Below are 24,821 nucleotides of genomic sequence, written 5' to 3'. Positions count from 1 at the left end.
AACGTTGGTGATTGGCGAAAGCCGGCGCGACATCTGATCTCCCCCCATGTGGGGGAGATGCCCGGTAGGGCAGACGGGGCGCGAAGGATCGCGACGCTTGCCGGTCTCAAGCAGGACTTCAGGGTCGCCAGCCGGATCAGCCCTTGCGGGAGAACCAGAAGGCGTCCGGCATGCGCGCCATGCCGATGCGCTCGTAGAAGCCGACGGCGTCGGGCATCGAGATCAGGCTGATGGCGACTGCGGGACCGAGCTGGCGGCGCGCCTCGTCCATCAGACCCTTGCCGACGCCGAGCCCTTGCGCGGATCGGGAAACGGCAAGCTCGGAAATGTAGCAGACCCAGGCAAAGTCGGTGACGCCGCGCGCGACGCCGATCAGCGGCTTGCCCTCTGTGTCGAGGCGCGCCGACAGCACCAGGTTGGCGTTGCCGAGCATGGTCGTCAGCCGGGCCTCGTCGTCGACGGGGCGCGTCTCGCCGAGGCCGGATTCCACCAGCACGCGGCGGAACTCGGCGACGCCGACCGCCGGCTCGCTGGCATAGAGGACGCGGGATGGTTCGGTCATGGGCGCCAGACTGCACCAAGGGGCCAGGATTTCGAAGTCTTTTCTGACCGCCGATCCGCGCACGAACAGTTGCCTTTCATTTGCCGCCGGCTTTGTGTAAACCGTGCGCCAGCAAATCCCCCGCAACGAAAAACGGGCAAAAGCCAATGGACAAATTCACCAAGCTGACCGGCGTCGCCGCGCCGATGCCGATCGTCAACATCGACACCGACATGATCATCCCCAAGGATTATCTGAAGACGATCAAGCGCACCGGGCTCGGCACCGGCCTGTTCGCCGAGATGCGCTACAAGGAGGACGGCTCGGAAAACCCCGACTTCGTGCTCAACAAGCCGGCCTATCGCAAGGCGCAGATCCTGGTCGCCGGCGACAATTTCGGCTGCGGCTCGAGCCGCGAGCACGCGCCGTGGGCGCTGCTCGATTTCGGCATTCGCTGCGTCATTTCGACCTCGTTCGCCGACATCTTCTACAACAACTGCTTCAAGAACGGCATCCTGCCGATCACCGTCAGCCCGGAAGACCTGGACAAGCTGATGGACGACGCCTCGCGCGGCTCCAACGCCACGCTGTCGGTCGATCTCGAGGCCAAGGAAATCCGCGGGCCGGATGGCGGCGTGGTCACGTTCGACCTCGACGACTTCAAGCGTCACTGCCTGCTCAATGGGCTGGACGACATCGGCCTGACCATGGAGAAGGCCGGCGCCATCGCCTCGTTCGAACAGAAGAACGCCGCGCAGCGCCCCTGGGCCTGATCGTCAATATCTGAATGCTTAAGCCCGGCCACGACAGGCCGGGTTCGTGCTGCGGCTGAACGGAGGGACAGTCATGACACGCTCGCTTCTGGCCGGCGCCTGCGCGCTGGCGCTGATCCTGCTGCCGATGGCGGGCGCGCATGCCCAGACCGACCCGGTGCTGGTGCCGGCCGACGATGCGTCCGGCGGCGCCGCCGACCAGGGCGCGTCGAGCACCACCGATGCGGCGCCGGCCGACGACGACAAGCAGGCGCCGATCCCGTTCGAGGGCGGCCAGTTCACCATCACCCAGCAGGAGGAGTATGGCGAGAAGGTGCTGGCCTATGACGGCAAGCAGCTCGCTGACAATTACGACGTCTTCTTCGACAAGATTGTCGAGGTCGGCGGCGTCAAGATCGCACTGTTCGATGTCGGCGATGGCGGCAATCAATGCGGGCCGGCGAGCGTCATCGCCTGGAAGCCGGAAGGCGGCGAGATCCAGACCACCACCGTCGAACAGGACGAATGCGGCGCGCCGCCGGCCGCGGTCTCCGACAGCGCCATCTACTATGTGCCCTTCCTGCTACCGGGAGAGACGAGAGCGGCGCTGCAATGGTCGCCGACCGAAGGGCTGACCACCTCCGGCAACCTCACCTACACGCCGGAATCCGGCACCGACTGGAAGGATGTCGACCCGTCGAAATATGACAACATCATCGACGCCTTCCACAACGAGGCCGTCTACAAGGCGGCGCAGGCGGTGCTCGGCGACACCATGCCCGACATGGCGACCAGCCTGCTGGTCGGCGGCGGCACCGAAAAGACCGCATCCGGCGCCTTCTACGCCACCGGCTGCGTGCCGCACGATTGCGGCGGCAATGACGGCTTCATGGCGGTCGACCCGGTCAAGCACATGGTCTATTTCGCCCGCCGCGGCGACAATGGCGAGCCCGATGCTCGGCCGCCGCTGAAGGATTGGCCGGCGGATATCAAGAAAGCATATGACGACGCGCAGGGGTCGGGGAATTAGGTTCTTGCCAGACGGCGCGTGAGCGCCTTCTGCTTCGCCGCGATCCTTCGCGCCCCCCTCTGTCCTGCCGGACATCTCCCCCACGAGGGGGGAGATTGGCTGTTTCGGCGCCCCGCTTGTTTTGCAACGCTGGTGATTGGCGAAAACCGGCGTGACATCTGATCTCCCCCCAAGCGGGGGAGATGGCCGGCAGGCCAGAGGGGGGCGCTGGCCCGCCAGCATCAAATGTCTTTGCACCGCCAACGTGCATCCCTTGGCCTATGGCCAGACGCCACCTTTCCCCTCAGGATAACCGCAACAACTGCGAGGTTTGCATGCGCACACTCATCTCCACCGGCTCGCCCTTCGAGAAAACCGCCGGCTATTCGCGCGCCGTGGTGCAGGGCGACTGGTGCTTCGTCTCGGGAACCACCGGCTATGACTATGCCACCATGACCATGCCCGACACGGTCGAGGCGCAGACGCGCAATTGCCTCGCCACCATTGCCAAAGCCCTGGCCGACGGAGGCTTCGAGATGGCCGATGTGGTGCGGGCGCATTACTACATCACCGACCAGGCCTATGTTGACGTGGTGTTCCCGATCCTCGGCGAGGCGTTCGGTGATATCCGGCCGGCGGCGACGATGATCGTCTGCCAGCTCAACAAGCCGGAGATGAAGATCGAGATCGAAGTGACCGCGCTCAAGCGCACGGCCTGATGCAGGTCGCGCAAGACCCGGGGCGCCGGCTTGCACAAAGCGAGGATCAGCCGATGGTGAAGGTCAAGCGCGTCGTCGCCAACATCGCCACGCAGGACACCGCCGCTGCGCAGCATTTCTATCAGGACGTGCTCGGGCTCGATGTTTTGATGGATCAGGGCTGGATCGTCACCAGCGGCTCGGCCGAGACGATGACGGTGCAGATCAGCTTCATGACCGAGGGCGGCTCCGGCACGCCGGTGCCTGATCTTTCGATCGAGGTCGACGACGTCGACGAGGCGCTTGCGGCCATGCGCAAGGCCGGCTTCGCCATCGAATACGGCCCGGCCGACGAGCCCTGGGGCGTGCGGCGCTTCTTTGTGCGCGACCCGTTCGGTCGGCTGGTGAATGTCCTTTCGCACCGGTAGGCGCGCCGCTATTCCAGCTTGGGTTTCTCGCCCCACACAGTGGGCTATGGCATGCACGCATTTCCAAGCGGCTGGTTTTTGCGATAGCGTGCATGGCAGCTTGGCGCATGGATTGTCTAATGTAGCGCTGGTCGACCCCCACTCCGTCTCGGCTTCGCCGAGCCACCTCTCCCCCCGATCGACGGGGTAGAGGAAAGACGCCAGGCCTTTTGCCGTCAACGCTCGTCCAGCAATGCTCCCTTCCTTTCCCTCCGGAGGGGGGAAAGGTGGCGCTGCGAAGCAGCGACGTGTGCATTCCCTAGACGTGGGGAGAGGTGGCTCGGCGAAGCCGAGGCGGAGCGGGGGCAGCACCCTACGAAGACCCCCTCTCCGTCCGCTTCTCGGCCACCTCTCCCCCGCCTCTGGCGGGGGCGAGGAACCCAGTTCCTGCAGGGCCGGCAGGTGCAAGGGGCGTCGCGGCCTTCTGCATCCCCTTGCGTACGGACCACTTGGCGTTTAGCAAGGCCGCGGTTTCTCCAAACACTATCGGGACGGTTCTCCATGGCTTCGAAAAATCTCCTCCTGCTCGCCGGCGACGGCATCGGCCCCGAGGCCATGGCCGAGGTGAAGAAGCTGATCGCGGCCATGAACGAAAAACTCGGCAGCGGTTTTGCCACCGACGAGGGGCTGGTCGGCGGCTGCGCCTACGACGCGCATGGCGCGGCGATCTCGGATGCCGACATGGAAAAGGCGATGGCAGCGGATGCCGTGCTGTTCGGAGCCGTCGGCGGGCCGAAGTGGGACAAGGTGCCTTACGAAGTGCGCCCCGAGGCCGGGCTCTTGCGCCTGCGCAAGGACATGGAGCTGTTCGCCAATCTGCGTCCAGCGATCTGCTACCCTGCGCTCGCCGCGTCCTCCTCGCTGAAGCAGGAGGTGGTCGAGGGCCTCGACATCCTGATCGTGCGCGAGCTCACCGGCGGCGTCTATTTCGGCGAGCCGAAGCAGATCATCGATCTCGGCAACGGCCAGAAGCGCGGCATCGACACGCAGGTCTACGACACGTTCGAGATCGAGCGCATCTCCGGCGTCGCCTTCGAGCTGGCCCGCACGCGCAAGAACCACGTCACCTCGATGGAAAAGCGCAACGTCATGAAATCCGGCGTGCTGTGGAACGAGGTGGTCAGCCAGACGCATCAGGCAAGATTTTCAGACGTCAAGCTCGACCATATGCTGGCCGACGCCGGCGGCATGCAGCTGGTGCGCTGGCCGAAGCAGTTCGACGTCATCGTCACCGACAATCTGTTCGGCGACATGCTTTCCGACATCGCCGCCATGCTCACCGGCTCGATCGGCATGCTGCCGTCGGCCTCGCTCGGCGCGCCTGACGTCAAGACTAAGAAGCGCAAGGCGCTCTACGAGCCGGTGCACGGCTCGGCGCCCGACATCGCCGGCAAGGGCATCGCCAACCCGATCGCCATGATCGCATCCTTCGCCATGTGCCTGCGCTATTCCTTCGGCATGGTGGCCGAAGCCGACAAGCTCGAAGCGGCGATTGCCGCCGTGCTCGACGACGGCCTGCGCACCAAGGACGTCATGTCCGAAGGCATGACCGAGGTCGGCACGGTGCAAATGGGCGACGCCATCATCGCCAAGTTCCTGGGCTGATCCCATGGCGGTCGACGTCCGCTGGGCGACGACTGAAGACGCGGCGGCGCTCGCCACCATCCTTTGCGAGATGGCGGCGCATTACCGGCAGACGCAGCTCGATCACGACCGGGCGCTGGCTGCGGCGCGGCAGTGGCTCACCGATGAAAGCCCGGCCTACCCGCATTTCGCGCTCGCTTTCGCCGGCTGCGAGGTTGCCGGCCTGGCTTCGGTGGCGATCGCGCATCCCGGCATCGATCTCGAACGGCTGATGTTCCTGAAGGATCTTTTCGTGCGCGAAGGCGCCCGCAACCAGGGCGCCGGCCGCGCGCTGATCGCGTTTCTCGCCGGTCATTGCCTGAGCCACGGCATCGGCCGCATCGACCTGACCACCGAGGACTGGAACGACGGCGCGCGGCGCTTCTACACGCAGCTCGGTGCCGAGCGCCACGGCCAGAAGATTTTTCTCCGGTTGTCGGGCGAGGCGCTGAAGACGGCCGCTAAATCCTGACGCCCTGCGGCACCGGGCCCCACTGGTTCTCGCGGGTTTGCGTCGGGATCAGCGCGAAGACCAGCGTCGCGAGGCCGCCAATCGTCGGGATGAAGCAGAGGATGGCGAGCCAGCCGGTGAGGCCGATGTCGTGCAGGCGGCGCACGATCAGGCCGATCCAGGGCGGGATCGACGCAAGGATGAACAGGCCGCAAAGGCCGACCGTCATCGCCGGCATTTCCTGGCCGGGCTCGAGATCGCCGATCGCCGCGTCGGCGGCGAGGCCGATGGCGACGACCGCGATGACGCTGATGGTCCAGAACAGGCAGAAGGCCCAGAATTCCTTGCGGCGGGCGCGGTCGGCGAAGTTGAAATAGTTTCGCGTCACCCCCCGCCAGAAATAGTCCCACAGACCGGTGGACTGAGCTGGGCCTGCGTCGGCCGCGCGGCCGAAATGCTGTGCGGCCGCCGGCCTGAGGGCGGCTTGCTGCGGCGGCGCGGCGGTTGGGGCGGTGGCGCCTGGGGAGGCCGAGGCCTGTGGACGGACCGAGTAGACGTTGCGCGCCTGGCCGCGATCCGGCTGGAACTCGACCACAGCGCCCTTGGTCAGCGAGGTCTCGCGGCGCATGTCCTCGCGCGCGAAGCTGTAGCGGTTCCCGTCGGCTCCGGTGAGGAAACCAAAACCCTGGTCCTCGTCATAGTGCAGAATTTCGCCGCGCATGGCCTTGCCCCCAAAGTTGCGCCTTGCCCAGACTGTTCAAAGTCGACGCGGATCGCAAGAGGCATGCCGGACATGGTGAGCAATCGTTTCAGGTCTGCCCCCCGTTCCTTTGCCTATCCGAGGTGGGCGCCGCCCCTCACCTGCCTGCCGGCATCCTCTCCCCGTATTGTGACGGGGAGAGGGGCGCTGCCATCGCCGATTTCGCCAATCGCCATCGCAGGATGGGCGCCAAGATCGCGGCCAACCTTCTTCTCCCCGTCACTATACGGGGAGAAGTGCCCGGCAGGGCGATGAGGGGCGGCGCCGACTTCGGCAATTGGTGCGATTGCATCAACGAATCGCTGGATGGGCCCACGGACCACTGAATCCGGAGACGCTCAGCCCGGCCACTTCTTCGGCTTCTTGTGCTTTGCCGGCGCGTCGGACCTTGGCTTGTCGAATTTCGGCTTGCCGGGCTTTTTCGCCCAGGGCTTGGTCTCCGTCGCGCCGGTGCGTTCGGGCTGCGCGCGTTTTTCGAATTTCGGCTTGTGAGCACCTTGGGGCGCGTTCGCCTCGAAGGGCCGCTTGCCGCGATGCGGCTTCTTGTCGGGCCTCGGTGGCTGGTAGCCGGCCCGCGACAGGTCGGGCGTGCCGTCGAGCCGCTTCACCGCGATGTTGTTCTGCAATTTGCGGTCGGGGCCAATAGCGGCGAGGAAACGGTCGGCCCAGTCAGCGGCGATCTGCACGAAGGTCTCTTCCGGCTGCATCTTGATGGCGCCGATTTCGCGCTTCGAGATATTGCCGGTGCGGCACAGCATCGGGATCAGCCAGCGCGGCTCGGCATTCTGCCGGCGGCCGACCGACAGCGAGAACCAGACGCTGTCGCCGAAATCGTCGCGGCGGCTGGGCTGCTCGTCGCGCCGCGCCGGCCTGTCGCCCGATGGCGTGAAGGGCGCAACGTCGAGCAGGTCTTCCGGCGCCGAGCGGCTGCCGCGGCAGAGCCGCACGAAGGCGGCGGCGACGCGTTCGGCGCCGTGGCGCTCGAGCAGGGTTTCGACGAAACCGCGTTCGTCGTCGCTCACCGGCTCGCCGAAGGCCGGGTCGGCGAGGATGCGCTCGTCGTCGCGGCGCAACACCTCGTCGGCCGAGGGCGGGCTCGCCCAGGTCGCGGTCAGGCCGGCATTGTTGAGCAGGCGCTCGGTGCGCCTGCGGGCGTTGTTCGGCACGATCAGCGCGCTGACGCCTTTCCGCCCGGCCCGTCCGGTGCGGCCGCTGCGGTGCAGCAGCGTTTCAGGGTTGGTCGGCAGGTCGGCATGGATGACCAGGTCGAGATTGGGCAGATCGATGCCTCGCGCCGCCACGTCGGTGGCGATGCAGACTTTTGCGCGGCCGTCGCGCATCGCCTGCAGCGCGTGGCTGCGCTCGTTCTGGCTGAGCTCGCCGGACAGCGCCACGACGGCGAAATTGCGGTTGTTGAAGCGCGCGGTGAGGTGGTTGACGGCGGCGCGGGTGTTGCAGAACACCATGGCGTTGGTCGCCTCGTAATAGCGCAGCACGTTGATGATGGCGTTCTCGCGGTCGGCGGGTGCCACGGAGAGCGCCCGGTATTCGATGTCGAGATGCTGCTTTGCCTCGCCGCCGGCGGAAATGCGCACGGCATCGCGCTGGTAGCTCTTCGCCAGCGTCGCGATCGAGCGCGGAACGGTGGCGGAAAACATCAGCGTGCGGCGCTCGGCGGGCGCTGCGTCGAGGATGAATTCGAGGTCCTCGCGAAAACCGAGATCGAGCATCTCGTCGGCCTCGTCCAGCACCACCGCCCTGAGCGCCGACATGTCGAGCGCGCCGCGGGTGATGTGGTCGCGCAGTCGGCCCGGCGTACCGACGACGATGTCGGCGCCGCGCTCTAGCGCCCGCCGCTCGCTGCGCATGTCCATGCCGCCGACGCAGGAGGCTATCTGCGCCCCGGTCAGCTCATAGAGCCATTCGAGCTCGCGCCGCACCTGCAGCGCCAGCTCGCGCGTCGGTGCCACCACCAGGCCGAGCGGCGCGCCGGCATCGGTGAAGCGCTCCGCGCCGCCAAGCAGGGTCGGCGCCAAGGCAAGGCCGAAGGCGACCGTCTTGCCGGAACCGGTCTGGGCCGAGACCAGCGCGTCGGCCGCGCCGAGCTCGGTCGCCAGCACCGCCTGCTGCACCGGCGTCAGCGCGGTATAGCCGCGTTTTTCCAGCGCCTCTGCAAGCGCAGGCACGATCGTTTCGAAACTGGACATTTTTCTCTTTCGGAATTCGGGGTTTTGTGCCCGTCGTGGAGCACAAGGCCGGCATGCGCCGGGCAAACGGTATTTGGGCGTTCCTACTTCCTGCGGCCGCCATTGTACAGGGCAGTGCGCAGCGCGGCGATTGGCGAAACCGCTGGCGAGAGCGCCCCTCCCCCCGTCACTATACGGGGAGACGATGCCGGCAGGCAGGCGAGGGGCAGCGCCAACGCTGAGTAGGGAAAGGGGCGAGGCGCCGGGCCCCTTACTTCCGGACGAGCCAGCTCGAAGTCAGCGCCGCCCCTCATCCGCCCTTCGGGCACCTTCTCCCCGGAAAGTGACGGGGAGAAGGGAGAGCGCTGCCGCCAATTGACTCTTTTACCAAACCGCGTAAAAGCCCGCTTCGAACGGGATTGTCTTCGATGCGCGGCCTTCTGATGGCTCTTCTTGCCTTCGATGCCCCCAGCCACGATGCTCAGCATCGGGCCGGGCGCCTCGGCGCGCCTGCCCGTTCCAGCAAAACTACGGCCAAAACCACCACCAAAACGGTGTGATTCCCTTGGCCTAACCACCCTCTCCCGGGTTCGGCCCGGGGGACAGAACCCGCATGAGGCCGGCGGGTTTTCTCCAACAACCAAGCGGAGAGGGACAGGAGATCTTTATGAGTTTCAAGGTTGCGGTAGTCGGCGCCACGGGCAATGTGGGCCGCGAAATGCTCAACATTCTGGACGAGCGCGGCTTTCCGGTAAGCGAAGTCGTGGCGCTGGCCTCGCGGCGCAGCCAGGGCACCGAAGTGTCCTTCGGCGACCGCACGCTGAAGGTCAAGGCGCTCGACACCTACGACTTTTCCGACACCGACCTCTGCATCATGTCGGCCGGCGGCAACGTCTCCAAGGAATGGTCGCCGAAGATCGGCAAGCAGGGCTGCGTCGTCATCGATAATTCGTCTGCCTTCCGCTACGACCCGGAGGTGCCGCTGATCGTGCCGGAAGTGAACCCGGACGCGGTCGAGCAGTTCTCGCGCAAGAACATCATCGCCAATCCGAACTGCTCGACGGCGCAGCTGGTGGTGGCGATGAAGCCGCTACATGACGCGGCGACCATCAAGCGCATCGTCGTGGCCACCTACCAGTCGGTGTCCGGCGCCGGCAAGGAAGGCATGGACGAGCTGTTCACGCAGACCCGGGCGGTCTTCGTCGCCGATCAGGTCGACGTCAAGAAGTTCACCAAGCGCATCGCCTTCAACGTCATTCCGCATATCGACGTCTTCCTCGACGACGGCTTCACCAAGGAAGAGTGGAAGATGGTGGCCGAGACCAAGAAGATGCTCGACCCCAAGATCAAGCTGACGGCGACCTGCGTGCGCGTGCCGGTGTTCATCGGCCATTCGGAAGCGGTCAACATCGAGTTCGAGAAGCCGATCACGGCGGACGAGGCGCGCGAGATCCTGCGCGAGGCGCCCGGCTGCCAGGTCTTGGACAAGCGCGAGAACGGTGGCTACATCACGCCGCTGGAATCGGCCGGCGAGGACGCCACCTTCATCTCGCGCATCCGCGAGGATTCGACCATCGACAACGGCCTGTCGATGTGGATCGTCTCCGACAATCTGCGCAAGGGCGCGGCGCTCAACGCGGTGCAGATCGCCGAGCTTTTGGTCGAGCGCGGCCTGATCCAGCCGAAGAAGAAGGCGGCCTGACGGCTGGTTTGTTTTCGCTCACGGGCCGCACCGCCGCTGCCGCGGCTGGCCCTGCGCGGGCGCGCCGGACGACCGGCGGCCCGCGGTCGCGGGCTCGGCCTGCGGCCGGTTGATTATCGCTCACGGGCCGCACCGCCGCTGCCGCGGCTGGCCCTCCGCGGGGGCGCCGGACGACCCGGCGGCCCGCAGTCGCGGGCTGGGCCTTCGGCCGGGTAGCTTCCTTCTCCCCGTTCACGGGGAGAAGGTCCCGGCAGGGGGATGAGGGGCGGCACCGGCATCTCAAGCAGGCGGCGGAGAGCCGGCATCACAACCGATTTTGCTCCGCCAATTCCATCAACATCGCCATCGCCTCCTCCGCCCGATCCGCCGGGACGAACAGATGGTCGTGGTAAAAGGCCGAGACCGGATTGACGCCCATGCCGGCCGAGGCCAGGCGCGCGGTGATGGCGGCGAGGAAGCCGACGGCTTCCAGCGAGGAATGGATGTTCAGCGTGATCATCCGGCAGCGGAAGATGCCGTCGACGCCGGCCGCTCTCGCCTGGTCCTCCTTCACGATCAGCGTAAGGCCTTCCTGCTCGCGAAAGCTCATGACCGGATCGAGGCCTTCCGGCATGGCCGCGCCCGGCGCCAGCGTTGCGAAGACGTGGACATCGGGAAGCAGGTGCGGCGTCATCGACGCCAACAATCTTTGCAGATCGGTTTCGCCGGTCATCTTTCCTCCCTCGGGCGGCGCGCGGTCGCCAGTCTCGCGGGTCCACCCTCGTCATTAGACCGGCCGGATGAGCACCGGTAGTGCCAACCCGGGCGACACGGAAATGTCGCTGGCGGCCGAGCTTGCCTTGCCGGTGCATAGCACAATAGGGCATCGGGATCGCAACCGGTCCGTCTGGGGGTTTTGATGATCGTCCGCCCGCGTCCGCGCTTCCTGCATCTGTTCTTCATCATGCGCGGCTCGGTAGTGCCGCGCATCTTGCCGCAGATCTTCGGCTTTGCCGCCTATGGCGCGCTTGTGCTGCTGGTCGTAAGAGCCCTCAAGCTCGACTTCGGCAATGCCGGCACCGCACCCTTCGCCCTGCTCGGCGTGGCGCTGTCGATCTATCTCGGCTTCCGCAACAACGCCGCCTACGACCGCTGGTGGGAGGCGCGCAAGCTGTGGGGCCAGCTCGTCTTCGACATCCGCAACCTGGCGCGCGCCTCGACCGGCCTGATCGATGACCGGGCCGACCTGCGCGGCCTGTTGATGGAGGCGATCGCGTTCTGCCATTTCCTGCGCGGGTCGCTCAGGCGGGTGGACGCTGCGCCGGACGCGCGCGGCTTCATCGGCGATGAGGTCGAAGCGGTGGCCAAGGCCGTCAATTCCCCCGACGCCATGCTGCGCCGCATGGGCGCGCGCGTTGCCGGGCTGCGCAAGTCCGGCGCCATCGATACGATCGGCTACCGCATCCTCGACGAGCGCCTGTCGGAGATCGCCTCGGCGCAGGCCGGCTGCGAGCGCATCGCCGGAACGCCGCTGCCCTTCGCCTACACGCTGCTCCTGCAGCGCACCGCCTACGTCTTCTGCCTGCTGCTGCCGTTCGGGCTGGCCGCGCCCGCCGGCTGGGCGACGCCGCTGTTCACGGCGCTGATCGCCTACACCTTCTTCGGCCTCGACGCGCTGTCGGAAGAGCTCGAGGATCCGTTCGGCACCCAGCCCAACGACCTTGCGCTCGATGGCCTTTGCCGCGTCTGCGAAATCTCGGTGTTCGAGGCGCTCGGCGAGCCGGCGCCGAAGATGATCCCGGCCGAACGTTTCTACTTCTCCTGAGGCCACCAGGAGCCTTGCCGTCCGGTTTGCGAGCCGGATGGGGCGCTGCCCGCGCTCCCCTCGATACCGCGCCGCTTGACTCGGCCGGCGGCCTCTCGTATGGAACCAAAAGGTTATATAACCATCTGGTTCAATAAACATGACGACGGATAGCCTCAGCCTGACCCTCGCGGCGCTTGCCGACCCGACCCGGCGCGCCATCCTGGCGCGGCTGGCGCTCGGCGAGGCCTCGGTCACGCAGCTGGCCGAGCCGTTTGCCATGAGCTTTCCGGCGGTGTCGAAGCACCTCAAGGTGCTCGAGCGCGCTGGCCTGGTGGCGCGCGGCCGCGACGCCCAGTTTCGGCCGCGCCGCTTGCAGCCGGAACCATTGCGCGAGATCGACGAATGGCTGGAGTCCTATCGCGCGCTGTGGGACGCCCGCTTCGACCGGCTGGAGACCTATCTGCAGGGTCTGCAGGCCGGAGAGCCCGGCGGAGGCCGAAATTGAAGCCGGCTAACCAGTTTGCGCTCGACGCGCGGCAGCACAATCCAGAGAGGGAAACGTGACGGATCAGAGCATCGACACACCAGCCGATGACCCGGTGATCATCATCACCCGGACCTTCGATGCGCCTCGCGCGCTGATGTTCAAGCTGTTCACCGATCCATACCATCTGGTGCGGTTCTGGGGACCGGAAGGCTCGACCTATCCGGTCTGCGAGATGGATGTGCGGCCGGGCGGGCAATTCCGCCTGACCATGCGCTTTGCCGACGGCAGCGAGTATCCGACCAACAGCGTCTATCTGGAAATCGCTCCGCCGGAGCGGATCGTCTATCGCGACGCGCCACTCGACCGCGGCCAGTGGCAGGACACTCTGCCGCCGCCCAACATGGTGACGACCATCCTGTTCGAGGATGCCGGCGGCAAGACGCGGATCGTCGCCAACATCCGCGCCAATTCGATCGCTGCCCGCGACATGGCGGTGAAGATGGGCTTCGGCCAGATGGTCATGGCGAGCTACGCGCGGCTGGAAGCCTATCTCAAGACACTCTGAACGAGGGTGTGATCACGCGCGCCCGCGCGCCGTTTGCGAAAAAGATACCGGGACGTGTCGGATCGTCGACCTGTCCGGCGTCCTTGGTTCGAGCCCTGGCAAGGATGGCCAGCGCCCAGGATACCAGGAGGAAACGTCAATGATCATTACGCAAACCGCGCCCGTCTCGTCGGGCGCCCTGTGGACCGGCCGCGCGCTCAGCGCCATCATCGTGCTGTTCATGATCTTCGACGGCGTCATCAAGCTGCCGCCCATGGATATCGTCACCCAGACCATGACGCAGCTCGGCTGGCCAGCCGATCCCAATTCCGCGCGCCTGCTCGGCGTCATCGGGCTGGTCTCGACCGCGCTCTATGCGCTGCCGCGCACTTCGGTGCTCGGGGCCATCCTGCTCACCGCCTATATGGGTAGCGCCATCGCCACCCATGTGCGCATCGGCAGCCCACTGTTCTCGCACATACTGTTCGGCGTCTATCTCGGCATCATCCTGTGGGGCGGTCTGTTGCTGCGCGACCCGAGGGTGCGCGCCCTGCTTTCGTTCACCCGCTAAGCCATTGGAAGGATAGGCACAATGCTTACAGCCGTCGTCATCATCCTGGTCATAATCGCCGCCGTGCTCATCTATGCCGCGACCCGGCCGAACGATTTCGTCGTCAGCCGCTCGGCCAGCATCGCGGCGCCGTCGGAAGCGATCTTTCCACTGATCAACGACTTCAGGCGCTGGCCCGAATGGTCGCCTTACGAAAAACTCGACCCGGACATGAAGCGCACGCTGTCCGGCGCCGAAAGCGGCAAGGGCGCCGCCTATGCCTGGGAAGGCAACGGCAAGGCAGGCGTCGGGCGGATGGAGATCACCAGCTCGGTTCCGTCGTCGCTGGTGGCGCTGAAGCTCGATTTCGAGAAGCCGTTTCGGGCCAGCAACAGAGTCGACTTCACCCTGACGCCGTCCGGCGAAACCACGACGGTCACCTGGGCGATGCGCGGCGGCCGGCCGTTCGTCGCCAAGCTGATGGGCCTGTTCATGAATTTCGACACGCTGATCGGCAAGGATTTCGAGACCGGGCTCGGCAATCTGAAGCGCGCGACCGAACCGTAAAACGACAATAATTTCAATGATATCCAGGTGAGGTGAGGAGCCCTGCGCCGGCGCTGGCATCGGCAATCTTCGATGTCCTCGGGATCAAATTAGCCGTCCGAGAGTTAACGGCATGGCGGCGAGGACGGCGTGTGAGAGGAACGACAATGAAGAAAGCGATGATCATCCTGGCGTTGGCGACGGCACTCGGTGCCTGCTCGCAGACGGAAAAGGGTGCCGCAGTCGGCGGCCTGGGCGGCGCGGCCGTAGGTGCCGCCGTGGCAAATGACCCGGTGGAAGGCGCTGTGGTCGGTGGTGCCGTCGGCGCCGTCGCGGGCGCGCTGATCGGTCGTGCCAGCGAACCGGACCGCTGCCGCTACCGCGATCGCTACGGGCGCGTCTACATCGCCCGTTGCCCGCAAGGCTACTGATTCCTTCCGGGACGCCTGAAACAAGAACGGCGGGCAAAGCCCGCCGTTTTCGTTAACCGATTCGGGCCGGATTACTCGGCCGTGGCGGCTTCCGCCTCGGCCGGCGCGGCGGCTGCCGCGGCAACAGCGGCGGCGGCATCTTCCTGCGCCTTCTTCAGCAGGGCGGCGCGCTCCTGCGCCTTCTTGCCCGGCTCGGCCTTCTGCGGGTTCGAGCGGGCCGGACGCTTGGCAAGGCCGGCCTCGTCGAGGAAGCGCAGAACGCGGTCGGTCGGCTGGGCGCCGTGCGAGAGCCAGTGCTTAACGCGCTCGGCATCAACCTTGACGCGCTCGCCGTCCTTCGGCAGCAGCGGGTTCCACGAGCCGAGCGACTCGATGAAACGGCCGTCGCGCGGCGAACGCGCGTCGGCGACGACGACGTGGTAGTAAGGACGCTTCTTCGAGCCCGCGCGGGCCAGTCTGATCTTCAGTGCCATTGTTTTCTCCTAAAAAGCTCTGATTTCGTTTGATGGTCTGGGTTGGGTTTCAACCGGTTTTCGTCACGCCGTTGGATGCGGCGATCTGTTCGTGATGACGGATCACTTCGCGGACGACGAAGTTGAGGAATTTTTCCGCGAAATCGGGGTCGAGATGCGCATCCTTCGCCAGTTGGCGAAGGCGGGCGATCTGCTGCTGCTCGCGCGCCGGATCGGCCGGCGGCAGGCCATGCTCGGCCTTCAGCACGCCCACCGCCTTGGTGCAGCGGAAGCGCTCGGCCAGCATGTGGATGAGGGCCGCGTCGATATTGTCGATCGATGCGCGGTAGCCGGCCAGGATGTTGCGAGCGTCGGCCATGTCCTTGTCTTCGTTCATGGTGCCCTCACTTCTTCTTGCCAAGGCCCGGCAGGCCGCCGCCACCGAGGCCCGGAAGGCCAGGCAGCTTCATGCCGCCGGGAAGACCAGGCAGACCGCCGCCGGGAAGACCGCCGGGCAACCCGCCCGGCAAACCTTTGCCGAGACCGGCCGCCTGCGCCTGCTTCTGCAAGGCTTCGAGCTGCTTGGGATCCATCTTGGAGAGGTCCGGCATACCGCCGCCCATTAGGCCTCCGGGGCCGCCCGGCATCATGCCGCCAAGGCCCATTTTCGAGGCGAGGCCGCCCATCATGCCGCGCATCAGGCCACCGCCTTTGCCCTTGCCGCCCATCGCCTTCATCATGTCGGCCATGCCGCGATGCATCTTCAACAGCTTGTTGATCTCGGCCGCGTCGGTGCCGGAGCCGGCGGCGATGCGCTTCTTGCGCGAGTGCTTGAGGATGTCTGGATTGGCGCGCTCGGCCTTGGTCATCGAGGAGATGATGGCGAGCTGCCGGCCGAACATCCTGTCGTCGAGGCCGGCCGCGGCCATCTGGTCCTTCATCTTGCCCATGCCGGGCATCATGCCCATGATGCCGCCCATGCCGCCCATTTTCGACATCTGCTGAAGCTGCTGGGCCAGGTCGTTGAGGTCGAACTTGCCCGACTGCATCTTCCTGGCCATCGCCGCCGCCTGCTCGGCGTCGATGTTCTCGGCGGCCTTCTCGACCAGGCTGACGATGTCGCCCATGCCGAGGATGCGGTCGGCGATGCGTTTGGGGTGGAATTCCTCCAACCCGTCCATCTTTTCGCCGGTGCCGATCAGCTTGATCGGCTTGCCGGTGACGGCGCGCATCGAGAGCGCCGCGCCGCCGCGGCCGTCGCCGTCCATGCGGGTCAGCACCAGGCCGGTGATGCCGACGCGCTCGTCGAAGCTTTTCGCCAGGTTGACGGCGTCCTGACCGGTCAGCGAATCGGCGACCAGCAGGATCTCGTGCGGCGACGACACCTTCTTGATGTCGGCCATCTCGACCATCAGCGGCTCGTCGATATGGGTACGGCCGGCGGTGTCCAGGATGACGACGTCGTGGCCGCCTAGCTTGGCGGCCTGCACGGCGCGCCGGGCGATGTCGACCGGGCTCTGGCCGGCGATGATCGGCAGCGTGGCGACCTTGGTCTGCTCGCCGAGCTGGCGCAACTGCTCCTGCGCGGCAGGGCGCCGCGTGTCGAGCGAGGCCATCAGGACCTTCTTGTTCTGGCGCTCGGTCAGGCGCTTGGCGATCTTGGCCGAGGTCGTCGTCTTGCCGGAGCCCTGCAAGCCGACCATCATGACGACGACGGGCGCCGGCGCGTTGAGATCGACGGCGACGCCTTCGGCGCCCAGCATCTCGACCAGCTCGTCATGGACGATCTTGACGACCATCTGGCCGGGCTTGATCGACTTCAGCACCGCGGCGCCGACGGCCTTCTCACGCACCCTGTCGATGAAGGAACGCACCACTTCCAGCGCCACGTCGGCCTCGAGCAGCGCGCGGCGCACCTCGCGCAACGCCGCCGAGACATCCGCTTCGGACAGCGTGCCGCGGCCGGTCAGGCCATTCAGGATGGAGCCAAGACGCTCCTGAAGGGATTCAAACATCTGCGGTCCTTGATCTCGGTGGGTTCGACCGAGAGGTAGTGCGTTCGCGCCGGGTCGCCAAGCAAAGCCCAAAGCCAAAAAGCACCCGGGGGCGCATTGCGCTGCCGGGTGTTGGCCTCCAGGATCTCTTTACAGCTTCTGCCTCAAAGAGGCTTCGGCGTCCTGGTCGGCTTCGCGAGGGAAACTCGTCGCGGAATTCGTGCAGGTCTAGACAGGAAATCGCCCGCTGAGTCAAGGCTGAGGCCGGTTCAACGGCCAAAACGTCGCGCCCGGCCCGTGCTCAGGGCAGGCTTTCGCCGTCGAGGATGCGCGCATAGAGGTCGAGATAGCCCTTTGCTGTCCTCGACATGGGAAACCGGTCGGCGGCGGACTCGCGGCACCGTTGGGGTGAAAGCGCGGCGATATTGGCGAAAGCCTGCGCGAACTCGGCATCCGTCTCGAAAAGGCGCCCGGTGTCGGCGTCGACGATCTCCGGCAGGGCGCCGCGCGATGTCGTCAGCACCGGCGTTCCGCACAGCATCGCCTCGACAGGCGCCATGCCGAACGGCTCTTCCCAGGCGATCGGATTGAGGAAGGCTTTTGCCTCGCCTAGCAGGCGCAGTTTTTCGCCGCCGCCGACGATGCCGTGAAAGCGATAGCGGCCGCCAAGGCTCTTGAAGAAGACGCCCTGGCGCCGCACCTGGCTGCGCGTCAGCAGGCGCCAGCGCGAGCCGCCGGCAATGTCGAGCGCGAAATCGAATGCCTTGGCAAGGTCGACGGCGCGGTTGAGGTTCTTGCCGGCGCGGGCGATGCCGGCGAGGAACAGCAGGCGGTCGCTCTTTGTCGCCGCGAGCCGGTACTCGTCGACCGGAAAGCCGTTATGGACGAAGGTCTCGCGGCCATGGTTGCGGGCGTGGCTGGCGCTGACGAAGCTCCAGTTCGGGTGCAACCTCGGGGACTGGGGCGTAAAACCGTGCTCGGTGTTGAGGGTCGCAAAGGGCACCTCGATATACCGGCCGTTGAAATGGACGATGTCGGTATCCCGGGGGATGGCAGCGCGGCACTCGGCCCGCGACGCCGCCGGCCGCACCTCGCAAAGTGGATGGCTGGAGCCGGGCGCGGCGATGAGGACCACCCTGTGCCCGAGCCGCGCCAGTTCCGTCGCCAGCCAGTCGACCTGGCGTTCCGTGCCACCATAGCCTTTGCAGGGGATCGCCCCTTCCACCACCAGCGTGACGCGCATCAGGCCGGCCTGACCCTTAGCGGCGAGCGCGGGTGCAGCAGAAGCACTGCCGTCAGCAGGCTGCTGACGATGCCGATCGCCGCGATGAGGACCGCATCGAACCCGGTCCAACCGGGACCCTCCAGCGGCTTGGCGTTGAACAGGGCGAAGGAATTGTAGCTTTCCTGATGCGAGATCAGCAGGAAGCCGGTCAGATTGTTGCCGAGATGGGCGCCGAAGGCCACGCCCAGATTGCCGGTGGCGTAGACCAGAAGCGTCAGCACCAGCGCGAAGCTGGCGATCGAGACCAGCACGCAGGCATTGATGGCGAGCGTCGAGCTCGCGCCCCAGTGCAGCGCGCTGAACAGTAGCAGCGGCAGCCCTGCCCAGATCAGCGGGTTGCTGAACCGGTTGGCGAGGCCGCGCAGGAGATAGCCGCGAAACAGCGCCTCCTCGGACGAGGTCTGCAGCAATGCGAGCAGCACAATCGGGACCAGGAAAAGCAGCCAGGTCGACAGGCCGATGGCGCCGCGCGCGATCTCGGGCTGCAGCCAGTAAAGCAGGATTTCAGAGAAAAGCGAGGTGATCAGCACCGCGATCAGACCCTTGAGGAAGCCCGGCCAGGAAACGCGGCTGCTGTCCCCGACCAGCGCCGCGAGCGGCTCACGATGCACGAAGCGCATGGCAAACCAGAGGCCGATCCAGATGCCGGCGAAGGAGACCAGGGCGGTGAGGATGCCCTCGGGCGAGGCCAGGAAGTTTTGGACCGGGCCACCGGCTGCCGTGCCGCCGATCGAAGCCCGCCAGACGACAAAGGCATAGGTGCCGCCGAGCAGCACCGCCAGGGTCGTCGCCATCCAGAACAGCACGACGATGGCGGTTCCAAACAGGAGCCGGAGCGGGGTTGTCCTGGCGTTCGGCGAGCGCCGGTAGCGCTCGAACGCGGCTTTGTCGATGATCACGCGGTTTCCCTCAGCCGAACGCAAGCGCCGAACGCGTCCGGGTCCGCCTGATCTATGGGATCGGCGCTTTGCGCGCAATCATCCTCGCCACGGCTTGGGCTCGTGGTTTCGCATCTGTGAAGAGGGGCAAGCGGCCGCCGGCAGGCGGCCGCTTGCTGTCGGCATTTGTCAGCGCATGACGTAGACGATGCGCCGCGTGCCGGGATCGACCAGCGCCGGCTGGTTGTTCACATAGACATAGCGGTAGTCGTAATCGGGGATTTCGCGCAGCTCGACGCTGTCGGGCAGGGTCGCGCCGGTCACCACCTCGCCGTCGAGATAGACCGGATCGAGCCGGTGCGTGCTGACATAGGTGCCGACTTCGGCCGGCGGCCGCGCGATCGGATCGAGTGGCTCGTCGCCCGACACGATGGCGCCGGTATAGCTGTCCGAGTAGAGTTCGTCGGTCGGCGCCTCGACGACGGCAATGCCGGCATCGGCCGGGCGCCGTGTCAGCACGACAGCGTTGCCGCCGAAATCGGCCGTCACATAGTCGGAATAGACCCAGCCCTGGCCGTTGGCCTCGGCGATGGTGCACCATTTGCTGTTGGCGATACAGCCCTGGAGCGTCGCCGACTGGCCGGCGGCCAGCACGCCGATGACCGGATATTGCGGGCCGGGACCGGCGCGCACGTTGAGGTCTGTGACGGCCGAAACCGCGGTTTCGGCCAGGGCCGCACCCGACATGGCGACGAGCGCTCCAGCGATGGCGGGAAACAGTAAGGTTTTCATGGATTTCACTCCGTTTTCATGCTCCCTCGCGGACGAAAACGAAGCCGAGCCTTATGCGTTCCGGCTAAAATGCTTCTGCCGGCTCACGAATTGTTCCGTTTTCTTGCGGCAGGCCGGCCAGCAGTGCATGGACGAAGCCGAGCTTGTGCGCCGTCACGCCCGAGATGACGAAGGGGTAGAGGTCGGGCAGGCCCATGCAGCGGTTGATCGAGTTGGATGCTTCCGACAGCACCAGCCAGCGGTCAAGGATCCTTTCGAAAGGCTCGGGTTCGTGCCTTGGCTCCGCGGGCGCCGCCAGCAGCTCGCCGCCGGTGTCGCTGCGCGGCAGGGCGTCGGCATCGACCGTCTCCAGCCGGCCGAGCGGAAAGTTCAGCGCATGCACCATCTCCAGCGTGTCGGTGATGTGCAGATAGTGCGCGAAGGTCTCTGCCCAATCCTCCCATGGATGCGACGTTGCATAGGCCGAGATGTGAGCCTGCTGCCAGTCAGGCGCCGCGCCATTGGCATAGTAGGCCGTCAGCGCCTGTTCGTAGCCGGCGCGCTCGTCGCCGAACAGGGCGCGGAAAGCGGCAAGCCTTTGCGGGTCGTCACGGATCAGCCGGTCCCAATAATAATGGCCGAGCTCGTGGCGGAAATGGCCGAGCAGCGTGCGATAGTTCTCGCCCATCGCGACACGCCGTCGCTCGCGTTCGGCCGAATCCGCCTCGGCGACGTTGAGCGTGATCAGGCCATTGTCGTGGCCGGTGAGGATGCGCTCGCCGCCGGGGCCGCCGCCGATCGGATCGGCAAGGAAATCGAAGGCAAGGCCGGCCTCGTCGCCGGGGCCCTGCTTGGGCGCGACCGGCAGGCCGAAGGCGAGCAGCGAATAGATGGCGCGTTTCTTGGCAGCCTCGACGCGGATCCAGCGCCGGCGGTTGCCGTCGACGGACAGATTCGGAATGAGCTGGTTCAACGAGCAGGCGCGGCAAAAGGCCTGGCCTGGCTCCGTCCGCCAGTTGCAGGCGCATTCGTCGGCATTGGTGCAGTGGTAGGCGCCATCAACGTCCGACAGCGTGAAACGCGACAGCTGCGGATCGTAAAGCACGAGGCTGGCGCAGTTCAGGCACTGGGCGTTCTCGAAATAGAGGCGGTGGCCGCAATGCGGGCAGTCGAACAGCTTCATCTTGCACTCAAACCCATCAGCGCCCGCATATAGGGCGGGATCGCGCCCCACCCAAACGCCCGGTCGCGACCAGGCGTTCCAGCGCTATTTGGCCGCAAGCACGGCCGCCACCTGCCGCGCCACGCTCTCGCCCGACAGCCGGGCGCCGCCGCAGGTCTGGATCAGCGGTCCCGCCAGATGCTCGCCGGCGAAGAAGATCTTGTCCGCCACCGGCTGCATCAGCGTGGCGCGCGCCTCCGACCGCCCGGGCCGCGCCGCGGCATAGGCGCCGCGCACGTAGCGCTCGCCGCCCCAGTTGGTCATCATGGCGCGCCCGACATGCTTGCGGGTGTCGGCGCCGAAAATGTCGCACAGCCGGTCGACGACGAAGTCGATGCCCGCCGCCTCGCCGGCCGCCGACATCTCCCAGGCGAAGTCGCCGCCGACGAAGCCGACCATCAGATCGAGGTCGAAGGGAAAGCAGAGGAAATAGATGTCGTGCCTGGCCAGCCGCTCGATCAGCAGGTCGTCGAAGGGTTGCAGGCCGAGCCTGGTTGCGCTTACCTCGACCGGCAGTTTGGTCAGCATGCCCATCGGCAGATCGAAGAAGGCGGAAAAATGCGCGTCGGGAAGGGCCGGCGAGAAGGCGATCTCCTCGAAGGCGAGCACGGCCGGCGAGGCGGTGACGATGACCGCCCTGGCGCGAACGGTGCCGCGATCGGTGACGCAGGCGACATCCGGTCCGTTCCAGAAGATCCGGCGCACCGGGGTCGACAGCTCGACCGGCACGTCGGCGCCGAAACGCGCGACCAGCGCGCCGAACCCTTCCTTGCTGAAATAGTTCGGGTCGAGGTCGGCGGCGGCCTGGAAATCGCGGATCGAGATCTCGTCCTCGTCGGCGCCGAAATCCATCGGACCGGCAAAGGTGGCTGCGGCGCGCGGCGCCTGGCCCTTGGCGAGCAGCGCCGAAAGCCGGTCGTCGTCGCCTTCCTCGACCTTATGCGTGGCGAGCAGCTCGAACAGCCGCGCGTCGGCGGCCTTCATCTCGGCCTCTTCCGCCTCGCTCGCCTTGCGCTGGCGGTAGTAAAGATGGTCGACGTTCATATCGTGATGGTGCAGCGTCCACCCGGCGGCCTGCGCCTCGGGAAAATAGGGATTGCGGTCCGCGGCATGCAGCCAGGCGCAGCCAATGTCGAAGGGGACGCCGAAATGCCGGTCGCTGGTCCAGGCGCGGCCGCCGATGCGGTCCATCGCTTCCAATAGCTTGAAGGAGACGCCAGCGGCGCGCAGGGTTTTCGCGGCTGAGAGCCCGGCCGAGCCGGCGCCGATGATCACAACATCAACATCATCCATATGTATCGAGCCCCTCCGCCACAATAAATACTTGATCGTAGGCAAATTCCGCTTCATTCGCCAGCATCGAGCAACCAGTGCAGCCGCGGGGGCGGTGACAACCGGGCGTTTCACTGGCAAATTCGCAACCGGGACGTGATTCAGGCAATCAGGAGAGAACGAGATGGCATTTCTTGCCAAGGGAAAGATTTTTGCGGCCGCGGTGATGGCAGTGCTTGCGCTGGCGACGGGCGCGCAGGCGGCTGGCAGCTGTGGCAAGAACAGCGCCGGCTTCGACGCCTGGAAGCAGGACTTTGCCGCACAGGCCCAGGCCGAAGGTGTCGGTTCGAGGGGTCTGGCCGCTCTAGCAGGCGCGACCTACGCGACAAGGACCATCTCCGCCGACCGCGCCATCCACAAGGCGTTCAGCGGCTCGGTGGAAGATTTCATGAAGCGCCGCGGCGGGGCCGCGATCATTTCAAAGGGCCGTTCGCTGAAGAAGTCGAACGCGGCGCTGTTCGACAAGATCGAATCGACCTACGGCGTGCCGCCCGGCGTGCTGCTCGCCATCTGGGGCATGGAGACCGGCTTCGGCGCCTCCATGGGCAACCAGAACACGGTGTCCGCCATTTTGACGCTTACCTATGACTGCCGCCGCCCGGACTATTTCTACCCGCATGCCATTGCGGCGCTGAAGCTGGTCGATCGCGGAACGTTGACCTCAGCTTCCGTGGGCGCCATGCATGGCGAAATCGGCCACACGCAGTTCCTGCCCGGAAACGTCCTGAAGTACGGCGTCGGCAACGGCAACCTGCGCGACAGGAATACCGCGCTCGCTTCCACCGCCAACTACCTCAAGGGCCATGGCTGGCGGGCCGGCGCGAGCTATCAGGCCAATATGGGCGCCATTGCCGGCTGGAACTCGGCCAGCGTCTACCAGCAGGCCATTGCCCGCATCGCGGAAGCGATCGACGGCAATTGATGCCATCTCCACTCGACAGAAAAGCCCGGCCATGTGCCGGGCTTTTTGTTTATGGAGCAGGTGAAGCCCAGACGCTCGGAACGACCAGATACGCTCTCAGTAATGCGCGTAGCCGCTCAACGGGCATTTCTGGGAAATCGGAACCTGGAAGCTGCCGTCAATGCCGCTGCAGTTGCGGAATTTGGACGACCGCGGCGCCGTAGCCGCCTTTGAGCTGGCTTTAGTGTCCATTTTGGTCGGCTCGTCGGAATGCGCATAGCCGCTCACCGGGCATTTCCGGGAAAGGGGAACCTGGAAGGGGCCGTCAAATCCGCTGCAGGTACGGAACTTGGACGACCGCGGCGCCGTAGCCGCCTTTGACCTGCCCTTGGTGTCCATTTTGGTCGGTTCGTCGGAATGCGCATAGCCGCTCACCGGACATTTCCGGGAAACGGGAACCTGGAAGGGGCCGTCAAATCCGCTGCAGGTACGGAACTTGGACGTCGGTGCCGCCAGGGCTTGCGAGGACTGGCATCCGCCGAAGATGACTGCCGCTGAAAGCAAGAGAAAAATACCGTTCTTCATCGTCGAAGTCCCTCCATAGCTAGGATCAGGCTCGAAGCCCAATCACTCGGTCTCAATAATGCGCGTAGCCGCTCAATGGGCATTTCTGGGAATCGGGAACCTGGAAGGGGCGGAGGAGCCGCCCTTGGCCTGCCCTCGATCTCCAGCGGGACTCCGGCAACTTACGATTAGCCGCCGCCCAAGGGGCATTTCCGGGAAGCGGGAACCTCGAAGGTGCCGGTGAAAACATTTGAGCAGGTATGGAATCTGGCGTTCCGCGGCGCTGAGGTGGCCACGCTTGACCTGGCCTTAATCTCCCTTTGGGACGGCTGCTCGAAATGCCCGTAGCCGCCCGGCGGGCATTTCCGGGAGGCGGGAACCTGGAAGATGCCGTCTCTCCCGGTGCAATTACGGAAGTTGGACGTCCGCGGCGCCGGGGTTTTCGTAACCGCAGCCGGCTTTGGCTTGCCCTTGAGGACCATCCAGATTTCGGTCGGCTGGTCGAGCTGCAGGTTGTTGACATCGGAATAGGTGATGCGGCCGCTGCGCACGCCGGCGGCAAGGCGTTCGCAGAACAGGGCCGGCATGCGCTCCAGCGACACACCCATGAAACCGGCGATATCGTGCTTGAGCGTGATGTTCCATGCGCGGGCTTCGGCTATGCAGCCGTCCAGATCCGGCTTGGCCTCACGCTTCGCGGCCTGTGAGGCCTGGCACGCCGCGAAAGCGATAGCCGTCGCAAGCAGAACAGAAATAGCTTTTTTCACTGTCAAAACCCCGCCGATCCCGCGGCGGAACTTAGATGAAGCTGCCGAAAGGTCAAACGGGAACTTAGTCCGGTCGCTCTTATTTCCCTTATATTAGGAGATGGAAATAAAAAACCCGGCGT

General features: G+C 65.7%; 28 protein-coding genes. 14 read left to right on the top strand and 14 right to left on the bottom strand.

What is annotated here, in order from left to right; translation table 11 throughout:
* Positions 1-136: 136 nt before the first annotated feature.
* On the bottom strand, positions 137-562 hold the full coding sequence (locus EN786_RS17795) for a GNAT family N-acetyltransferase (RefSeq protein ID WP_127285505.1): 426 nt from the start codon (positions 560-562) through the stop codon (positions 137-139).
* A 146-nt stretch (positions 563-708) separates the two neighbouring features.
* Between EN786_RS17795 and leuD the strand changes: the two genes are divergently transcribed.
* From leuD to EN786_RS17760, 6 genes are all read left to right on the top strand, one after another.
* The gene (leuD, locus tag EN786_RS17790; protein WP_127285506.1) at positions 709-1,314 is read left to right on the top strand and encodes a 3-isopropylmalate dehydratase small subunit; all 606 of its coding nucleotides are present in this window, start codon (positions 709-711) and stop codon (positions 1,312-1,314) included.
* Positions 1,315-1,387: 73 nt separating this feature from the next.
* Entirely contained in the window at positions 1,388-2,323 is a 936-nt protein-coding gene (locus tag EN786_RS17785) for a hypothetical protein (protein WP_127308908.1), read from the top strand.
* Between the two features lie 314 nt (positions 2,324-2,637).
* Positions 2,638-3,021: a RidA family protein gene (locus EN786_RS17775; protein ID WP_127308909.1), complete on the top strand. Its 384-nt coding sequence runs from the start codon at positions 2,638-2,640 to the stop codon at positions 3,019-3,021.
* Between the two features lie 56 nt (positions 3,022-3,077).
* Entirely contained in the window at positions 3,078-3,428 is a 351-nt protein-coding gene (locus tag EN786_RS17770; RefSeq protein WP_127308928.1) for a VOC family protein, read from the top strand.
* 540 nt (positions 3,429-3,968) lie between these two features.
* Complete coding sequence (leuB, locus tag EN786_RS17765) at positions 3,969-5,072, top strand: 3-isopropylmalate dehydrogenase (RefSeq protein ID WP_127308910.1); 1,104 nt, start codon at positions 3,969-3,971, stop codon at positions 5,070-5,072.
* Between the two features lie 4 nt (positions 5,073-5,076).
* On the top strand, positions 5,077-5,562 hold the full coding sequence (locus tag EN786_RS17760) for a GNAT family N-acetyltransferase (protein ID WP_127308911.1): 486 nt from the start codon (positions 5,077-5,079) through the stop codon (positions 5,560-5,562).
* On the opposite strand, the gene EN786_RS17755 is transcribed toward EN786_RS17760, so the two are convergent.
* Together EN786_RS17755 and EN786_RS17745 are read right to left on the bottom strand one after the other, a co-directional pair.
* On the bottom strand, positions 5,552-6,262 hold the full coding sequence (locus EN786_RS17755; protein WP_127308912.1) for a DUF805 domain-containing protein: 711 nt from the start codon (positions 6,260-6,262) through the stop codon (positions 5,552-5,554). The two genes, EN786_RS17760 and EN786_RS17755, sit on opposite strands and share 11 nt — an antisense overlap.
* A 377-nt stretch (positions 6,263-6,639) precedes the next feature.
* Positions 6,640-8,508 carry a DEAD/DEAH box helicase gene (locus EN786_RS17745; protein ID WP_135908696.1) on the bottom strand — a complete coding sequence of 623 codons (1,869 nt, stop codon included), beginning with the start codon at positions 8,506-8,508 and terminating at the stop codon, positions 6,640-6,642.
* A gap of 646 nt (positions 8,509-9,154) precedes the next feature.
* Between EN786_RS17745 and EN786_RS17740 the strand changes: the two genes are divergently transcribed.
* Positions 9,155-10,189 carry an aspartate-semialdehyde dehydrogenase gene (locus EN786_RS17740; protein WP_127283946.1) on the top strand — a complete coding sequence of 345 codons (1,035 nt, stop codon included), beginning with the start codon at positions 9,155-9,157 and terminating at the stop codon, positions 10,187-10,189.
* A 304-nt stretch (positions 10,190-10,493) separates the two neighbouring features.
* On the opposite strand, the gene EN786_RS17735 is transcribed toward EN786_RS17740, so the two are convergent.
* Positions 10,494-10,901, bottom strand: a complete 408-nt coding sequence (locus EN786_RS17735) for an ACT domain-containing protein (protein ID WP_127308914.1) — start codon at positions 10,899-10,901, stop codon at positions 10,494-10,496.
* A 186-nt stretch (positions 10,902-11,087) separates the two neighbouring features.
* On the opposite strand from EN786_RS17735, the gene EN786_RS17730 reads away from it, so the two are divergent.
* The 6 genes from EN786_RS17730 to EN786_RS17705 all read left to right on the top strand — a co-directional run bounded on the left by EN786_RS17730 (position 11,088) and on the right by EN786_RS17705 (position 14,533).
* On the top strand, positions 11,088-11,993 hold the full coding sequence (locus EN786_RS17730) for a bestrophin family ion channel (protein ID WP_127308915.1): 906 nt from the start codon (positions 11,088-11,090) through the stop codon (positions 11,991-11,993).
* A gap of 139 nt (positions 11,994-12,132) precedes the next feature.
* Positions 12,133-12,480 carry a metalloregulator ArsR/SmtB family transcription factor gene (locus EN786_RS17725; RefSeq protein WP_127283949.1) on the top strand — a complete coding sequence of 116 codons (348 nt, stop codon included), beginning with the start codon at positions 12,133-12,135 and terminating at the stop codon, positions 12,478-12,480.
* A 55-nt stretch (positions 12,481-12,535) separates the two neighbouring features.
* Positions 12,536-13,027 carry an SRPBCC domain-containing protein gene (locus EN786_RS17720; protein WP_127308916.1) on the top strand — a complete coding sequence of 164 codons (492 nt, stop codon included), beginning with the start codon at positions 12,536-12,538 and terminating at the stop codon, positions 13,025-13,027.
* A 139-nt stretch (positions 13,028-13,166) separates the two neighbouring features.
* Positions 13,167-13,577 (top strand): DoxX family protein, encoded by a 411-nt coding sequence (locus EN786_RS17715; RefSeq protein ID WP_135908694.1) that lies wholly within the window; start codon positions 13,167-13,169, stop codon positions 13,575-13,577.
* Between the two features lie 21 nt (positions 13,578-13,598).
* Complete coding sequence (locus EN786_RS17710) at positions 13,599-14,123, top strand: SRPBCC family protein (RefSeq protein WP_127308918.1); 525 nt, start codon at positions 13,599-13,601, stop codon at positions 14,121-14,123.
* Between the two features lie 146 nt (positions 14,124-14,269).
* A complete protein-coding gene (locus EN786_RS17705; protein ID WP_126086823.1) occupies positions 14,270-14,533 on the top strand; it encodes a glycine zipper domain-containing protein in 264 nt (87 codons plus the stop codon).
* Positions 14,534-14,604: 71 nt separating this feature from the next.
* Here the strand turns inward: EN786_RS17705 and rpsP are convergent, their stop codons facing one another.
* From rpsP to EN786_RS17665, 8 genes are all read right to left on the bottom strand, one after another.
* On the bottom strand, positions 14,605-15,006 hold the full coding sequence (gene rpsP / locus EN786_RS17700) for a 30S ribosomal protein S16 (protein ID WP_127283954.1): 402 nt from the start codon (positions 15,004-15,006) through the stop codon (positions 14,605-14,607).
* Positions 15,007-15,055: 49 nt separating this feature from the next.
* Positions 15,056-15,382, bottom strand: a complete 327-nt coding sequence (locus tag EN786_RS17695; RefSeq protein WP_127283955.1) for a chorismate mutase — start codon at positions 15,380-15,382, stop codon at positions 15,056-15,058.
* Positions 15,383-15,389: 7 nt separating this feature from the next.
* Positions 15,390-17,000, bottom strand: a complete 1,611-nt coding sequence (gene ffh / locus EN786_RS17690; RefSeq protein ID WP_127308919.1) for a signal recognition particle protein — start codon at positions 16,998-17,000, stop codon at positions 15,390-15,392.
* A 280-nt stretch (positions 17,001-17,280) separates the two neighbouring features.
* Positions 17,281-18,222 carry a glycosyltransferase gene (locus EN786_RS17685; RefSeq protein ID WP_127308920.1) on the bottom strand — a complete coding sequence of 314 codons (942 nt, stop codon included), beginning with the start codon at positions 18,220-18,222 and terminating at the stop codon, positions 17,281-17,283.
* A complete protein-coding gene (locus EN786_RS17680) occupies positions 18,222-19,163 on the bottom strand; it encodes a type II CAAX endopeptidase family protein (protein ID WP_127308921.1) in 942 nt (313 codons plus the stop codon). The genes EN786_RS17685 and EN786_RS17680 overlap by 1 nt, the downstream gene beginning before the upstream one ends.
* Before the next feature lie 168 nt (positions 19,164-19,331).
* Positions 19,332-19,934: a DUF1236 domain-containing protein gene (locus EN786_RS17675; protein WP_127283959.1), complete on the bottom strand. Its 603-nt coding sequence runs from the start codon at positions 19,932-19,934 to the stop codon at positions 19,332-19,334.
* 64 nt (positions 19,935-19,998) lie between these two features.
* Entirely contained in the window at positions 19,999-21,096 is a 1,098-nt protein-coding gene (locus EN786_RS17670; protein WP_127308922.1) for a putative zinc-binding metallopeptidase, read from the bottom strand.
* Positions 21,097-21,180: 84 nt separating this feature from the next.
* The gene (locus EN786_RS17665) at positions 21,181-22,428 is read right to left on the bottom strand and encodes an NAD(P)/FAD-dependent oxidoreductase (RefSeq protein ID WP_127283961.1); all 1,248 of its coding nucleotides are present in this window, start codon (positions 22,426-22,428) and stop codon (positions 21,181-21,183) included.
* A 163-nt stretch (positions 22,429-22,591) separates the two neighbouring features.
* On the opposite strand from EN786_RS17665, the gene EN786_RS17660 reads away from it, so the two are divergent.
* The gene (locus tag EN786_RS17660; RefSeq protein WP_127283962.1) at positions 22,592-23,389 is read left to right on the top strand and encodes a lytic transglycosylase domain-containing protein; all 798 of its coding nucleotides are present in this window, start codon (positions 22,592-22,594) and stop codon (positions 23,387-23,389) included.
* Between the two features lie 96 nt (positions 23,390-23,485).
* Here the strand turns inward: EN786_RS17660 and EN786_RS17655 are convergent, their stop codons facing one another.
* Entirely contained in the window at positions 23,486-23,953 is a 468-nt protein-coding gene (locus EN786_RS17655; RefSeq protein ID WP_127308930.1) for a hypothetical protein, read from the bottom strand.
* Positions 23,954-24,120: 167 nt separating this feature from the next.
* A complete protein-coding gene (locus EN786_RS17650; RefSeq protein WP_245478114.1) occupies positions 24,121-24,699 on the bottom strand; it encodes a hypothetical protein in 579 nt (192 codons plus the stop codon).
* Between the last annotated feature and the right edge of the window lie 122 nt (positions 24,700-24,821).

The organism is Mesorhizobium sp. M4B.F.Ca.ET.143.01.1.1 (assembly GCF_004792275.1).
In the GTDB taxonomy this organism is placed as follows: domain Bacteria; phylum Pseudomonadota; class Alphaproteobacteria; order Rhizobiales; family Rhizobiaceae; genus Mesorhizobium; species Mesorhizobium abyssinicae.
This window is presented reverse-complemented; position numbering and strand designations above follow the sequence as displayed.

Bases quoted from the DNA above. Each gene is read 5' to 3' on its own strand.
- EN786_RS17795 (WP_127285505.1), bottom strand. From the start codon at position 562: ATGACCGAACCATCCCGCGTCCTCTATGCCAGCGAGCCGGCGGTCGGC.
- leuD (WP_127285506.1), top strand. From the start codon at position 709: ATGGACAAATTCACCAAGCTGACCGGCGTCGCCGCGCCGATGCCGATC.
- EN786_RS17785 (WP_127308908.1), top strand. From the start codon at position 1,388: ATGACACGCTCGCTTCTGGCCGGCGCCTGCGCGCTGGCGCTGATCCTG.
- EN786_RS17775 (WP_127308909.1), top strand. From the start codon at position 2,638: ATGCGCACACTCATCTCCACCGGCTCGCCCTTCGAGAAAACCGCCGGC.
- leuB (WP_127308910.1), top strand. From the start codon at position 3,969: ATGGCTTCGAAAAATCTCCTCCTGCTCGCCGGCGACGGCATCGGCCCC.
- EN786_RS17760 (WP_127308911.1), top strand. From the start codon at position 5,077: ATGGCGGTCGACGTCCGCTGGGCGACGACTGAAGACGCGGCGGCGCTC.
- EN786_RS17755 (WP_127308912.1), bottom strand. From the start codon at position 6,262: ATGCGCGGCGAAATTCTGCACTATGACGAGGACCAGGGTTTTGGTTTC.
- EN786_RS17745 (WP_135908696.1), bottom strand. From the start codon at position 8,508: ATGTCCAGTTTCGAAACGATCGTGCCTGCGCTTGCAGAGGCGCTGGAA.
- EN786_RS17740 (WP_127283946.1), top strand. From the start codon at position 9,155: ATGAGTTTCAAGGTTGCGGTAGTCGGCGCCACGGGCAATGTGGGCCGC.
- EN786_RS17735 (WP_127308914.1), bottom strand. From the start codon at position 10,901: ATGACCGGCGAAACCGATCTGCAAAGATTGTTGGCGTCGATGACGCCG.
- EN786_RS17730 (WP_127308915.1), top strand. From the start codon at position 11,088: ATGATCGTCCGCCCGCGTCCGCGCTTCCTGCATCTGTTCTTCATCATG.
- EN786_RS17725 (WP_127283949.1), top strand. From the start codon at position 12,133: ATGACGACGGATAGCCTCAGCCTGACCCTCGCGGCGCTTGCCGACCCG.
- EN786_RS17715 (WP_135908694.1), top strand. From the start codon at position 13,167: ATGATCATTACGCAAACCGCGCCCGTCTCGTCGGGCGCCCTGTGGACC.
- EN786_RS17710 (WP_127308918.1), top strand. From the start codon at position 13,599: ATGCTTACAGCCGTCGTCATCATCCTGGTCATAATCGCCGCCGTGCTC.
- EN786_RS17705 (WP_126086823.1), top strand. From the start codon at position 14,270: ATGAAGAAAGCGATGATCATCCTGGCGTTGGCGACGGCACTCGGTGCC.
- rpsP (WP_127283954.1), bottom strand. From the start codon at position 15,006: ATGGCACTGAAGATCAGACTGGCCCGCGCGGGCTCGAAGAAGCGTCCT.
- EN786_RS17695 (WP_127283955.1), bottom strand. From the start codon at position 15,382: ATGAACGAAGACAAGGACATGGCCGACGCTCGCAACATCCTGGCCGGC.
- ffh (WP_127308919.1), bottom strand. From the start codon at position 17,000: ATGTTTGAATCCCTTCAGGAGCGTCTTGGCTCCATCCTGAATGGCCTG.
- EN786_RS17685 (WP_127308920.1), bottom strand. From the start codon at position 18,222: ATGCGCGTCACGCTGGTGGTGGAAGGGGCGATCCCCTGCAAAGGCTAT.
- EN786_RS17675 (WP_127283959.1), bottom strand. From the start codon at position 19,934: ATGAAAACCTTACTGTTTCCCGCCATCGCTGGAGCGCTCGTCGCCATG.
- EN786_RS17670 (WP_127308922.1), bottom strand. From the start codon at position 21,096: ATGAAGCTGTTCGACTGCCCGCATTGCGGCCACCGCCTCTATTTCGAG.
- EN786_RS17665 (WP_127283961.1), bottom strand. From the start codon at position 22,428: ATGGATGATGTTGATGTTGTGATCATCGGCGCCGGCTCGGCCGGGCTC.
- EN786_RS17660 (WP_127283962.1), top strand. From the start codon at position 22,592: ATGGCATTTCTTGCCAAGGGAAAGATTTTTGCGGCCGCGGTGATGGCA.
- EN786_RS17655 (WP_127308930.1), bottom strand. From the start codon at position 23,953: ATGAAGAACGGTATTTTTCTCTTGCTTTCAGCGGCAGTCATCTTCGGC.